This window comes from Micromonospora lacuserhaii, from assembly GCF_036902735.1.
GTDB lineage: Bacteria > Actinomycetota > Actinomycetes > Mycobacteriales > Micromonosporaceae > Micromonospora.
This window is the reverse complement of sequence record NZ_JBAKHO010000028.1, coordinates 31,491-44,625: the sequence shown is the minus strand read 5'-3', so window position 1 is coordinate 44,625 and position 13,135 is coordinate 31,491. Positions and strand designations below refer to the sequence as shown.

Genomic DNA, 13,135 nt, shown 5'->3' with positions numbered 1-13,135 from the left:
CGATTCGTCCCCGACCCGCGCCGGGTGGGCGGGATGCCCCGCCTGATCGCCACCCGCGGGTTGCCCGCCTCCGGCAAGACCACCTTCGCCCGTACCCTGCAACCGGCCGTCGCCCGGGTCAACCGGGACGACCTGCGCCGGATGCTGCACGGCGAGCGGCTCTTCACCCAGCGGGCCGAGTACCAGGTCAGCCTCGCCCAGCGGGCGCAGGTGGAGGCGCTGCTGGCCGCCCGGGTGAGCGTCTGCGTGGACGACACCAACCTGCGCTCCCGCACCCTGCGGGAGTGGGCCGACCTGGCCGCCCGGCACGACGCGGACTTCGAGGTGCACGACTTCACCGACGTGCCGCTGGACGAGTGCCTGCGCCGGGACGCCGACCGGCCGGAGGCCGACCGGGTCGGCGAGGAGTACATCCGCCGGCTGCACGATCGCTACCTGGCGCACCGCCCGCTACCGCTGCCGGTGCCGACGGCCCGGGTCGGGCGGGTCGCCCGGGTCGACGAGGCGCCGGCCGGCCCGCCCGAGATCGTGCTGGTGGACATCGACGGCACCGTCGCGCTGAACGTCTCGCGCAGCCCGTACGACATGACCCGGGTCGGCGAGGACCTGCCCAACGAGGCGGTGATCGCGGCGGTCCGGGCGATGCACGCCGCCGGGTACGGCGTGGTCTTCTGCTCCGGGCGGGACGCCTCGACCCGGGACACCACAGCGGCCTGGCTGGCCCGGCACGTCCAGGTGCCGTACCTGGCGTTGCACCTGCGGGCGCGGGGCGACTCCCGCAAGGACTCCGTGGTGAAGCAGGAGATCTACGAGCGGGAGGTCCGTGACCGCTACCGGGTGGTCGGCGTCTTCGACGACCGCCAGCAGGTGGTCCGGATGTGGCGCGCCCTCGGCCTCACCGTCTTCCAGGTCGCCGAGGGCGACTTCTGAGGCGTCCGTCCACTTCCCACGGAAAAGGGCACGGCCGGCGGCCGTGCCCTTTCTCCGTACGGGTCTCACCCGGGCGAGGTCACTCCCCCGGGGTCGACTTCGCGATCTGCATCAGGAACTCGATGTTCGTGCGGGACTGCTTGAGGCGGTCCAGCAGCAGGTCGAGCGCCGCCTGCGAGTCCAGCGAGTGCAGCACCTTGCGGAGCTTGTGGATGATCGCCAGCTCCTCCGGCGCGAGCAGGACCTCTTCCTTACGCGTACCGGAGGGGTTGATGTCGATCGCCGGGAAGACCCGCTTGTCGGCGATCTTCCGGTCCAGCTTCAGCTCCGCGTTACCGGTGCCCTTGAACTCCTCGAAGATGACCGTGTCCGCCATGGACCCGGTCTCCACCAGCGCGGTGGCGAGGATGGTCAGCGAGCCGCCGTTCTCGATGTTGCGGGCCGCGCCGAGGAACCGCTTCGGCGGGTAGAGCGCGGTGGAGTCGATACCACCCGACATGATCCGGCCGCTGGCCGGCGCCGCCAGGTTGTACGACCGACCGAGCCGGGTCACCGAGTCGAGCAGCACGACCACGTCGTGCCCCAGCTCGACCAGGCGCTTCGCCCGCTCGATCGCCAGCTCCGCCACCGTGGTGTGGTCCTGCGGCGGACGGTCGAACGTGGCCGCGATGACCTCGCCCTTCACCGACCGCTGCATGTCGGTGACCTCTTCGGGCCGCTCGTCGACCAGCACCACCATCAGGTGGCACTCCGGGTTGTTCCGGGTGATCGCGTTGGCGATCGCCTGGAGCACCATCGTCTTACCGGCCTTCGGCGGGGAGACGATCAGTGCCCGCTGGCCCTTGCCGATCGGCATGACCAGGTCGATGACGCGGGTGGTGAGGATGTGCGGCTCGGTCTCGAGCCGCAGCCGCTCCTGCGGGTACAGCGGGGTCAACTTGTAGAACTCGGGACGACGCTTCGCCTCGTCCGGCTCCATGCCGTTGATGGTGTCCAGCCGGACCAGCGGGTTGTACTTGTCCCGCCGCTGGTCACCGGTGCCCTCGCGGGCGGCGGTGCGGACCGCGCCGGTGATCGCGTCACCGCGGCGCAGGCCGTACTTCTTGATCTGGGACATCGAGACGTACACGTCGTTCGGGCCGGCCAGGTAGCCGGTGGTCCGGACGAATGCGTAGTTGTCGAGGACGTCGATGATGCCGGCCACCGGGACGAGAACCTCGTCCTCGCTGACCTGCGGCTCGCGGCCGCCGCCCTCGTTGCCACCCTCGACCCGCTCGCCGCGGCCACGCCGACGGTCGCGGAACCGGCTGCGCCGGCCGCGCCGACCGCCGCCCTCGCCGTCGTCGTCGGAGTCGTCGTTCCCGTTGCGCTGCGGGCCCCGGTCGTTGCGGTCACCGCGCTCGCCCCGGTCGTTGCGCTCACCGCGCTCGCCCCGGTCGTTGCGCTCACCGCGCTCGCCCCGGTCGTTGCGGTCCCCGCGGTCGTTACGGTCACCGCGCTCGGCCCGCTCGCCCCGGTCGGTGCGCTCGCCGCGCTCCCCCCGGTCGTTACGGTCACCGCGCTCGGCCCGGTCACCACGCTCGGCCCGGTCACCACGCTCGGCCCGGTCACCACGCTCGTTGCGGTCACCCCGGTCGCCGCGCTCGGCGCGGTCGCCCCGGTCGGCCCGCTCGCCGGTCTCGGCGGGAGCCTGCTCGGTCCGCGCCTCGGTGGCCCGAGCCTCGACGGCCCGACCCTCGATGGCACGAGCCTCGGTGGCACGCCCTTCGGTGGCACGAGCCTCGGTGGCACGCCCCTCGGTGGCACGAGCCTCAGTGGCACGCCCCTCAGTGGCACGCCCCTCAGTAGTGGCACGGCCCTCAGTAGTGGCACGGCCCTCAGTAGTGGCGGCCCGGCCGCGCCGGGTCCGGGTCCGGCCCTCGGTCTCGCCGGTGGCGGTCGCGGCGGTCGGCGCCGCCTCGGCGGCCCGCTCCTCGCGTACCTCGGCGTGGACCTCTTCACGGGCGGCGGGGGCGGCCGCGGCAGCCACCTCGGCCCGCGGTCGAGGGGTGCCAGCGGCGGAGCCGCCCTGCTGCCGCTCCGAGATCGCGCTGATCAGCTCGCCCTTGCGCATGCGAGCCGTACCGGAGATGCCGAGCGACGCGGCCAGGCTCTGCAGCTCCGGCAGCAGCATCGCCGACAGGCCGGTACCGCTACGCCGACGGCGGGCGGGGGCGGCGGTGGTGGCATCGCCAGCGACGTTGGAAACATCCGACGTCACGTCGGTGGTGTCGCTCAATGGATTCCTTCCCTCGATTAAGGCCGGGACTGCCCGGGGTCGACAAGCAAGGTGGCCGGGCGGCCTCGGTGCACCCGCCTCGCATTGACGCGTCGCGGGAGTCTGTGGCACAGCAGCCGGTCGGTTTCCCGACTCACCAACATCGGTGAGCAGGTCTCGCCGTCTGCGGCGACCTGTGGAAACTGCGGTGCGGCGTGGGCCTTGGCAGGGGTGACGGGCTGACCGCCGAGAGCTTCGGGGGTGCGCCGACCCGCAGAGAGATCGCATGCTTCGCGGCTGTGCTAAGGCTAGAGCGTAATCAACTCTTACGACCTGCGGCAACAGGGTCCCGCTCGGCGTGTCCAAGTCTACCCCGTACGGCGGTGGCCCCGTGCACCTCTATGGGTAACCGGACGGCCCGCCAGTCTGTTCCCGGCTCGAAACCCGCAGGCGGCTCGGTCAGCGCCAGCACGGTCGGACCCGCCCCACTGACCACGGCCGCCACACCTGCCGCACGCAACCCGCTGACCAGGGCCGCCGTCGCCGGCATGCCGGGAGCGCGGTAGTCCTGGTGCAGACGGTCGACGGTGGCCGGCAGCAGCAACGCCGGCTCGGTGGTCAGCGCGTGCACCAGCAGCGCCGCGCGGCCGGCGTTCAGCGCGGCGTCGCCGTGCGGCACGGTGGCCGGCAGCGCGGCCCGGGCGACCGCCGTGAGACCCCGCTCGCCGGGCACGAAGACCGTGGGGCGGACCCCCTCGGCGACCGGCAGCGTGACCGCCCGCGCGCCCTCGGGCTCCGTCCAGGCCACGGTGAAGCCGCCGAGCAGGCAGGGCGCCACGTTGTCCGGATGGCCCTCGATCCCGGCGGCCAGCCGCAGCACGGCGTCGTCGTCGAGCCGCTGCGCGCCGTCGTCGACCAGCGCGCGGGCCAGCACCACGCCGGCCACGATCGCGGCCGACGAGGACCCCAGCCCGCGGGCCTGCGGGATCCGGTTGACGCACTCCAGCGCGAGCCCGGCCGGCTGACCGCCGAGCACGTCGAAGGCGGCCCGCATCGCGGTGACCACCAGGTGCCGGTCGTCGCCCGGCAGCTCGCCGGCGCCCTCGCCGGTCACCGTCACCCGGACGCCGCCGGCGGTCACCTCGGCCGCCACGTCGTCGTACAGACCGAGGGCGAGCCCGAGGGCGTCGAACCCCGGGCCGAGGTTGGCGCTGGTCGCGGGCACCCGTACCCGCACCGGCCCGGAAACGAAAGTGATCGGCACCGGCTCATGCTAGGGCTCCTGGCCGACATCGCGGCGGTTCGACCGGACCGTGGGAACTGATCATTTCCGCTAGCCTGGCCCGGCGACCACGGCCAGACGGAGGCGGGCATGGACCTGATGGGCTACCGGATCCTGCAGCTGGCCGGGCAGCTACCCACCCTGCTGGTGCTCCTCACCGGGCTGGTGCTGGCCCTGACGCGGCGCGACCGGCTGCCCCGGCGGGCCCGGACGCTGCTGCTCTCCGGCGTCGTCGTGCTGCTCCTCGTCGAGCTGGTCGGCATGTTCTGGACCCTCGCCGTGCCCCAGTTGATCAGCATGGGCCGGCCGGACGAGAGCATCAACGCGTTTGCGCTGTTCACCAAGGTGAGCACAGCAATCGCCTGGATCGGCTATCCGGTCGGCATCGGTCTGGTCCTCGCTGCGGCGTTCGCGGGGCGACAGCCGGCCGCCGACTGGGCCGGCTGGACGCCGCCGGCTGCCGACGAGAGCCACGCCGACCCCGCGCCCACCGCCGCCGGTCCGGCCCCGACCGCCCAGTGGGGCGCAACGGATGTGCCGCCGCACTCCCCCGGCCAGGCCTGACCTGGCCCGGCCCCCGGACCAATTCCTGACCCGGCCCGGCGCGACGGTCCGCGTCAGGGGGCGGTCGACGGCTCCGGCGCCACGGCCGGGTCCGACAGCGAGAGCCGACGGGTGGCCGCCCGCCAGCCCACCGCGTACACCAGGGTCACCAGGCCGCAGCCGGCCAGCACCACCCGCTCGTCCACCACGTCCACCACCGAGGCGACGACCAGCTGGCTCACCGAGATGGCCAGCGTCGCCAGCATCATGTCGGTGGCGAAGACCCGGCCCCGCAACCGGTCCGGCACCTCGCCCTGAAGGGCGAAGTTCGACAGCACCCAGTTGCTGCCCCCACCGAAGTGCGCGACGAAGACCAGGACCAGCACCAGCGGGAACCAGTGCGCCACCGAGGCGCCCAGGTAGGCCAGGCCGTACAGCGACATCGACAGGGCCAGCCCGGGCAGCAGCCAGGCCCGGTTGGTCAGCACCCGGCGCATCAGGATCGGCCCGACCAGCGCGCCCGCGCCGCGCGCGGCGAAGAGCAGCCCGGCACCGACGGGCCCGGCGCCGTACACCCCGGCGAGCAGCGGGAAGACGGTCAGCACCCCGTTGCCGAGGCCGACCGCGGACTTCACGGTGACCAGCGCCAGCACCCGGGGCCGGTGCCCGATGTAGCCCAGCGCCTCGCGGATCGCCGGCCAGGTGCGCGGCGTCGACCGGTCGGCCTCCCGGGGCGCCTGGAGGGGGCGGCGGATCAGCGCGGCCAGGCCCGCGGCCAGCGCCAGGCCGACGGCGGCCACCCAGAAGCAGGCGTACGGCCCGGCGGCCGCGCTCAGCACGCCGCCGAGCGAGGCGCCGACCACCGTCATCGTGCCCCAGGCCGAGCCGGCGACCGCGTTGCCGGCGGCCAGCTCGTCCGGATCGAGCACATTGGGCAGGGCGGCCTGGGCGGCCGGCGAGTAGAACGCCTTACCCACCGCCACGGCGGCGATCGCCACCATCGCCAGCCAGGCCGTGCCGGCCCCGCGCACGCCGAGCAGGAGCAGCACCCCGAGCAGCGCCACGCCGTTCGCCACCATCATGATCTTCTTGCGGTCGAACCGGTCGGCGATGGTCCCGGTGTACGGCAGCAGCAGCGCCACCACCCCGGTGTCCAGGGCGAGCACCAGCGCGCCCCAGACGCCGCTGCCGGTCAGCTTCGGCAGCAGCACGAGCAGCGGCACCATGACGAACCAGTCGGCCCCGAAGACCACCAGCTCGGCCAGGAAAAGGTTGCGGAAGTTCCGGTTGCGGCGCAGGACCGAGAGGGTGGACGACACGTGCCCGAACCCTACCCGCCGCCGCGCGCCCCGGCGGCGTGCCGCAGCAGCGCGGAGACGGTGACGAAGGTGTAGCCGCGGTCCCGCAGCCCGGTGACGATCGGGCCGAGCCGGTCCAGTGTCACCCGCCGGTTGTCGGACCCGGCGTCGTGCGCGAGCAGGATGGTGCCCGGCGCGACGTCCGCCACGATCCGTCGGGCGTGGCCGGCCGGGTCGGCCCGGTACTCGCCCTCCACCATCTGGAGCGACCAGAGCACCAGCCGGTAGTCGAGGCGGGCGGCGGCGTGCAGCACGGCGCCGCCCAGGTGGCCGTAGGGCGGGCGGGCCAGCCGGGGCGGCGCGCCGACGACCTCGGTGATGGCGTCGTGCGACCGACGCAGGTCGTCGTGGACGGCGGCGGCGTCCAGCCGGGCCAGGTCCCGGTGCCGCCAACTGTGGTTGCCCACCTCGTGCCGGGCCAGCCGGCCGCGCAGCAGCGCGGCGTGGCGGCGGACCCGCTCGCCGACCAGGAAGAAGGTGGCGGGCACCGCGTACCGGTCCAGGGTGTCCAGCACCGTCGGCGTCCACCGGGGCAGCGGACCGTCGTCGAAGGTGAGCGCGACGAGCCGGTCGGCGGTCGGGACGTGCCAGACCACCTCCAGCGCGCCGCCGCCGACCTGCTGCCGGTGGGTGCCCACGGTGGCGCTGGCCGGGCCGCCGGCGATCGGCAGGTGCCGGTCGGCGAGCCTGGTCCCCTCGACGGTTCCGGCCACGCCGAGCGCGGCACCCCCGGCCAGCAGGGCGCCCCGGCGCAGCACGATCCGCCGCCCCCACCGCCCGCCGTCGGGGTCCACCATCGCCGCCTCACCCTGAGTCCGTGATCGACCGCTCACGGTAGTGAACCATGGCACCGACCGGAGCAGGCACGACAACGCCCCCGGCCGGTGGGTCACCGGGGCGGGGGCGGGTCGCCGGACGGACTACTCGGTCGGCGGTAGCGGCGAACGGCGGCTCTTCGGCAGCCGCAACACCTCGAACTGGTCGGTGCCGTCCAGCAGGGCCGCCGAGGGCGCCGGGCGGCCCGGTGACGCCGCGACGGAGGTGTCGCCGGTCGTCGTACCCCCGGCTCCGGCGCGGGCCGGAACCGGGGCGGCGGCCGGGGTGCCGGCGGACGCGGGAACCTCGTCACCGGGGGTCGACCCGCCGGAGCGCCGCGCCCGCAGCGACTCCTTGGTGCGTTCCACCATCGTGTACAGCGTCGGCACCAGGACCAGGGTGAGCAGCGTCGAGCTGAGCAGGCCACCGATCACCACCACCGCCAGCGGCTGGGAGATGAAGCCGCCCTCGCCGGTGAGGCCGAACGCCATCGGCAGCAGCGCGAAGATGGTGGCGACGGCGGTCATCAGGATCGGCCGCAGCCGGCGCCGGCCGCCCTCGACCACCGCCTCGGCCACGCCCATCCCCCGGGTTCGGTACTGATTGATCAGGTCCAGCAGCACGATCGCGTTGGTCACCACGATGCCGACCAGCATCAGCACGCCGATCAGCGCGGGCACGCCCAGCGGGGTGCCGGTGGCCAGCAGCAGCGCGATCGCGCCGGTCGCGGCGAACGGGATCGAGATCAGCAGGATCAGCGCCTGGGTGATGCTGCGGAACGTCGCCACCATGATCAGGAAGACGATGGCGATGGCCGCCAGCACCGCCAGCCTGAGGTCGCCGAAGGCGTCCTCCTGCTGCGCACTGGCCCCGCCCACGGCCACGGTCGCGCCGGGCACGTCGATGTCGGCGAGCCGCTCGCGCAGCTCCTTCGTGGTCGCGCCGAGGTTGGAGCCGGTGGCCGTGCCGGTCACCGAGACGCTGCGCTCGCCGTCGATCCGGGTGATCTGCTGCGGGCCCTCGCCCTGGGTGACGTCGGCGATGTCGTCCAGCCTGACCGGGCCGACCGGCAGGGCCCGCAGTTGCTCCACGGTGAGCGGCGGGGCCGCCGTCGTCCGCAGCACCACGTCCTGCTGGGCGCCGTCCAGGTTCACCTGGCCCAGCGGCGCGCCCCGGTACGCCTGGGCCACCAACTGCCCGACGGCCGCCTCGTTCAGCCCCACCCGGGCCGCGGCGAGCCGGTCGACGTGGACGTCCACCCGCGGCACCCGCTCCGCCAGGCTGGTGGAGACGTCCTCGACACCTGAGATCCCGGCCAGCGCCGACTTCGCCTCGTCCGCCGCCCGGGTCAGCGCCTCCGGGTCGGCGGCCTGGACGACCACCTCCAACTGGTCGCCCTGCCCCTGGCCGAAGGTCAGCTCGCCGACCTCGGAACCGAGGGCGCCGAACTCCCTGCGGAGGGCCTCCTTCATCTCCTTGGCTTCGGTGTCGTCGCCGAGCGCCACCGACCAGGTGGCGGTGTTGTTGCCGCCACCGCCCTCCCACGGCCGGTCGGTGCCACCGGCCGTCACCTGGTACGTCTCGACGCCGTCGGTGCGCCCCAGCACCTCCTCGACCCGCTTCGCCGCCGCGTCGGTGCCGGCCAGGCCGGTGCCGGCGGGCAGCTCCTGCCGGATGGTGAGGGTGTCCTGCCCGGAGTCGTCCAGGAAGTTGGTTTTCAGCTGGCTGGCGAGGCCGAGGGTGCCGAGCAGCAGCAGCAGGCCCACCGCCACGGTGATCCACCGGGTGCCCCGGGAGCGGGTGGCGAAGCCGATCGTCGGCAGGTACGCCCGCTGCAACGGGCTGCGCAGCTCCTTCTCCTCGGCGGCCCGGCGCAGCGCGGCGTCGTCCGCGCCGGCCGCGGGCGGCTTCAGGAACCAGTACGCCAACACCGGGATCACGGTCAGCGACACCAGCAGCGAGGCGAGCAGGGCCACCGTCACGGTGATCGCGAACGGCGCGAAGAGCTGCCCGACGAAGCCGCCGACCAGCGCGATCGGCGCGAAGACCGCGACCGTGGTGAGGGTGGACGCGGTCACCGCGCCGGCCACCTCGCGGACCGCCGCGACGATCGCCTCGCGCTTCGGCTCGCCGTACTCCAGGTGCCGTTTGATGTTCTCCAGCACCACGATCGAGTCGTCGACCACCCGGCCGACCGCGATGGTGAGCGCGCCGAGGGTGAGCAGGTTGAGCGAGTAGTCGCCGATCCAGAGGGCGAGCAGCGCCACCACCACCGACAGCGGGATGGAGACCGCGGTGACCAGGGTGGAGCGCACCGACAGCAGGAAGACCAGGATCACCACGACCGCCATCAGCAGGCCGAGCAGGCCTTCGGTGGTCAGGCTCTCGATGGAGCGCTCGACGAACGGCGCCTGGTCGAAGACCACCGTCAGCTCGGCCCCGGAGGCGGAACGCAGGTCGGCCAGCCGGTCCCGGATGTCGTGCGAGATGCGGACCGCGTTGCCGTCCGGGGCGGCGGTGACCTCGACGCCGATGCTCTCCGTGCCGTTGGTGCGGGTGATCGCGGTGGCCGGGGCGAGCTGCTGCTCGACGGTGGCCACGTCGCCGAGGCGGACCGGGGCGGCCCGCGGCACGGCCGGGGTGAGCACGATGCCGCGCAGCTCGTCCAGGGTGGCGATCGGGGCGCCGACCTGCACCGGCAGGGCACGCGTCCCGTCGGTGACCGTACCGGCCGGGACGGCGATGCCGTTGGTCTTCAGGGCGGCGCCGATGGCGGTCGGCGCCAGCTTCGCCGCGGCGAACCGCGCCGGGATCGGGGTGATCGTCACGACCTGGTCGCGGGTGCCGGTCACCGCGACGGTGCGGACGCCGTCGATCCCCTCCAGCTCCGGTACGACGGTGGCGCGCAGCTTCTCGACCAGCGCGCGCTGGTCGTCGCCGCCGGTGGCGGCCAGCACCACGGCCGGGAAGTCGTCGGTGCTGCCGGTGATCACCTGCGGGTCCACCGCGGCCGGCAGCTGCGCGTCGATACGGCCGAGCGCGGTCTGCATCTTGTTGGCGGCGGCGTCGATGTCGGTGCCGAACGCGAACTGCACCGAGACGGTGGCCGAGCCCTCCCGGGAGACGGAGGTGACCTTCTCCAGCCCCCGGATGCCCTGGAGGCTGTTCTCGATCGGCTCGGTGACCTGGGCCTCGACGACCTCGGGGCCGGCGCCGGGATAGACCGCGACGACGAACGCGCCGGGGAACTCCAGCGACGGCAGCAGCTGCTGCTTCAGGGAGGGCACGGCGAACGCCCCGAACACCGCGGTCACCACCGCGATGAGGGCGACCAACCCCCGGTTGGCGAGACTGGATCTGGCGAGCAGCGACATCGGCTTGGCTCACTCCTGGGGAGACGGGCATGCGGGGTACGCAAAGTGTGCCCGACCGGATCTTCCCCAGCCCCGCCGGGTCGTGGCGGCCCGCCAGCGGTCAGACGAGGTCGAGCGAGCGCGCGGCGGCCAGGGCGTCGTTGGCGATGGTGACCGGCGCGGGGGCGGTGGAAATGGCCCACTCCGGGTCCTTGAGGCCGTGCCCGGTGACCGTGCAGACCACTGTGGAGCCGGCCGGGACACGACCCGCCGCGGCCTGCTGAAGCAGGCCGGCCACGCTGGCCGCGCTGCCCAGCTCGACGAAGACCCCCACCTCGCGGGCGAGCAGCCGGTACGCCGCCAGGATCTCCCGGTCGGTGACGGCGGCGATCAGCCCCTGCGAGGCGTCCCGGGCGTCGACCGCCTTGGTCCAGCTCGCCGGGTTGCCGATCCGGATGGCGGTGGCGATGGTGGACGGCTCGTGCACCACCCGGCCGGTGACGATCGGCGCGGCCCCGGCGGCCTGGAAGCCGTACATCTTCGGGGCCCTGGTGGCGTTGCCGACGCGCAGGTCGTCGGAGTAGCCCATCCAGTACGCGGAGACGTTGCCGGCGTTGCCGACCGGCAGGCAGTGGATGTCCGGGGCGTCACCGAGCGCCTCGACGATCTCGAAGGCGGCGGTCTTCTGCCCGTGCAGCCGGTCCGGGTTGACGGAGTTGACCAGGGCCACCGGGTAGTCCTGGGCGAGCTTCGAGGCCAGCGCGAGGCAGTCGTCGAAGTTGCCCTGCACCTGGAGCAGCTTCGCGCCGTGCACCAGCGCCTGAGCCAGCTTGCCGAGCGCGATCTTGCCCTGCGGCACCAGCACCGCGCAGGTGATCCCGGCCCGGGCCGCGTACGCCGCGGCGGAGGCGCTGGTGTTGCCGGTGGAGGCGCAGATGATGGCCTTGTCGCCGGCCTCGACCGCCTTGGAGACCGCGACGGTCATGCCGCGGTCCTTGAACGAGCCGGTCGGGTTGGCCCCCTCGACCTTGAGGTGCACGTCGCAGCCGAGCCGGGCGGAGAGCACCGGCGCCGGCAGCAGCGGGGTGTTCCCCTCGTGCAGGGTGACGACCGGGGTGGCGTCGGTGACCGGCAGCCGGTCCCGGTACGTCTCGATCAGACCCCGCCACATGTCGCTCTCCTCGCCTCGCCCCGTCACACCGGGGGCACGTCAAGCCTGGACCAGCCGCACCGGCCGACGCCCGCCGCACCCACCTCTGACCACCAGACGGGATGCGGTCTAGACCCCGCCCTCGACCCGCAGCACGCTGGCCACCGAACGGACGATCTCCAGCCCGCGCAGCTCGCGGACGGTCGCGGCGAGCGCGGCGTCCGGGGCGACGTGGGTGACGATCACCAGGTCGGCGTCCTCGCCCCGACCGGCCGGCCCGCCGCCCGCCGGGCCCTGCCGGACGGTGGCGATGGAGACGTCGTGCCGGGCGAAGACCCCGGCGACCGCCTCCAGCACACCCGGCCGGTCGGCCACGTCGAGGCTGATGTGGTAGCGGGTGAGCGCCTCCCCCATCGGGCGCACCGCCAGGTCGGCGTACGCGGACTCGCTGGCCGCGCGCGCCCCGGCGAGCCGGTTGCGGGCCACCGCCACCACGTCGCCGAGCACCGCGCTGGCGGTCGGCGCGCCGCCCGCGCCCCGGCCGTAGAACATCAACTGCCCGGCCGCCTCGGCCTCGACGAAGACCGCGTTGAACGCGTCACCGACGCTGGCCAGCGGGTGGGTCAGCGGGATCATCGCCGGGTGCACCCGGACGCTGACCGTCTCCCGCCCGGCCGTGTCGGCGCCCCGGGCCGCGATGCAGAGCAGCTTGATGGTGCAGCCCATCGCCTTGGCGCTGGCCACGTCCGCGGCGGTCACCTCGGTGATCCCCTCGCGGTGCACGTCGGCGGCGCCGACCCGGGTGTGGAAGGCCAGCGAGGCGAGGATGGCGGCCTTGGCGGCGGCGTCGAAGCCCTCCACGTCGGCGGTCGGGTCCGCCTCGGCGTACCCCAGTTCGGTGGCCTCCTCCAGGGCCTCGGCGAAGCCGGCGCCGGTGGCGTCCATCGCGGAGAGGATGAAGTTGGTGGTGCCGTTGACGATGCCGGTGACCCGGTTGATCCGGTCGCCGTGCAGCGACTCGCGCAGCGGGCGCAGCAGCGGGATCGCCCCGGCCACGCTGGCCTCGTAGTAGAGGTCGGCGCCGCCCTCGGCGGCGGCGTCGTGCAGCGCCGCGCCGTCCTCGGCGAGCAGCGCCTTGTTGGCGGTGACCACGCTCTTGCCGGCCCGCAGCGCCTCCACCAGCCAGCTCCGCGCCGGCTCGATGCCGCCGACCACCTCCACCACGACGTCGACGTCGTCGCGCTTGATCAGCCCGAGCGGGTCGGTGGTGAACAGCGCCGGGTCGACCGGCAGGTCGCCGCGGTCCCGGCCGACCCGGCGTACGGCGATGCCGGCGATCTCCAGCGGAGCGCCGATCCGGGCGGCGAGGTCGGCCGACTGCTCGTGCAGCAGCCGGACCACCTCGCTACCGACCGTTCCGCAGCCGAGCAGCGCCAAACGCACAGG

General features: G+C 73.9%; 9 protein-coding genes. 2 read left to right on the top strand and 7 right to left on the bottom strand.

Going from position 1 to position 13,135, the window contains the following annotated elements:
- Positions 1–33 precede the first annotated feature (33 nt).
- The gene (locus V6U81_RS18200) at positions 34–930 is read left to right on the top strand and encodes a phosphatase domain-containing protein (protein ID WP_334490877.1); all 897 of its coding nucleotides are present in this window, start codon (positions 34–36) and stop codon (positions 928–930) included.
- A 79-nt stretch (positions 931–1,009) separates the two neighbouring features.
- On the opposite strand, the gene rho is transcribed toward V6U81_RS18200, so the two are convergent.
- Both rho and thrB read right to left on the bottom strand, forming a co-directional pair.
- Entirely contained in the window at positions 1,010–3,208 is a 2,199-nt protein-coding gene (gene rho, locus V6U81_RS18195) for a transcription termination factor Rho (protein ID WP_334490876.1), read from the bottom strand.
- A 298-nt stretch (positions 3,209–3,506) separates the two neighbouring features.
- The gene (thrB, locus tag V6U81_RS18190) at positions 3,507–4,451 is read right to left on the bottom strand and encodes a homoserine kinase (protein ID WP_334490875.1); all 945 of its coding nucleotides are present in this window, start codon (positions 4,449–4,451) and stop codon (positions 3,507–3,509) included.
- A gap of 108 nt (positions 4,452–4,559) precedes the next feature.
- On the opposite strand from thrB, the gene V6U81_RS18185 reads away from it, so the two are divergent.
- Positions 4,560–5,033: a hypothetical protein gene (locus V6U81_RS18185; RefSeq protein ID WP_334490874.1), complete on the top strand. Its 474-nt coding sequence runs from the start codon at positions 4,560–4,562 to the stop codon at positions 5,031–5,033.
- A 53-nt stretch (positions 5,034–5,086) separates the two neighbouring features.
- Here the strand turns inward: V6U81_RS18185 and V6U81_RS18180 are convergent, their stop codons facing one another.
- From V6U81_RS18180 to V6U81_RS18160, 5 genes are all read right to left on the bottom strand, one after another.
- Positions 5,087–6,331 carry an MFS transporter gene (locus tag V6U81_RS18180; protein WP_334490873.1) on the bottom strand — a complete coding sequence of 415 codons (1,245 nt, stop codon included), beginning with the start codon at positions 6,329–6,331 and terminating at the stop codon, positions 5,087–5,089.
- 11 nt (positions 6,332–6,342) lie between these two features.
- Positions 6,343–7,167 carry a polysaccharide deacetylase family protein gene (locus tag V6U81_RS18175; protein ID WP_334490871.1) on the bottom strand — a complete coding sequence of 275 codons (825 nt, stop codon included), beginning with the start codon at positions 7,165–7,167 and terminating at the stop codon, positions 6,343–6,345.
- A gap of 123 nt (positions 7,168–7,290) precedes the next feature.
- Positions 7,291–10,560 carry an efflux RND transporter permease subunit gene (locus tag V6U81_RS18170; protein ID WP_334490870.1) on the bottom strand — a complete coding sequence of 1,090 codons (3,270 nt, stop codon included), beginning with the start codon at positions 10,558–10,560 and terminating at the stop codon, positions 7,291–7,293.
- A 100-nt stretch (positions 10,561–10,660) separates the two neighbouring features.
- Entirely contained in the window at positions 10,661–11,710 is a 1,050-nt protein-coding gene (gene thrC / locus V6U81_RS18165; protein WP_334490868.1) for a threonine synthase, read from the bottom strand.
- 108 nt (positions 11,711–11,818) lie between these two features.
- On the bottom strand, positions 11,819–13,132 hold the full coding sequence (locus tag V6U81_RS18160) for a homoserine dehydrogenase (protein WP_334490915.1): 1,314 nt from the start codon (positions 13,130–13,132) through the stop codon (positions 11,819–11,821).
- Between the last annotated feature and the right edge of the window lie 3 nt (positions 13,133–13,135).

Coding starts and splice junctions, on each gene's coding strand:
- V6U81_RS18200 (WP_334490877.1), top strand. CDS start 34: ATGCCCCGCCTGATCGCCACCCGCGGGTTGCCCGCCTCCGGCAAGACC.
- thrC (WP_334490868.1), bottom strand. CDS start 11,710: ATGTGGCGGGGTCTGATCGAGACGTACCGGGACCGGCTGCCGGTCACC.
- V6U81_RS18185 (WP_334490874.1), top strand. CDS start 4,560: ATGGACCTGATGGGCTACCGGATCCTGCAGCTGGCCGGGCAGCTACCC.
- V6U81_RS18170 (WP_334490870.1), bottom strand. CDS start 10,560: ATGTCGCTGCTCGCCAGATCCAGTCTCGCCAACCGGGGGTTGGTCGCC.
- V6U81_RS18175 (WP_334490871.1), bottom strand. CDS start 7,167: ATGGTGGACCCCGACGGCGGGCGGTGGGGGCGGCGGATCGTGCTGCGC.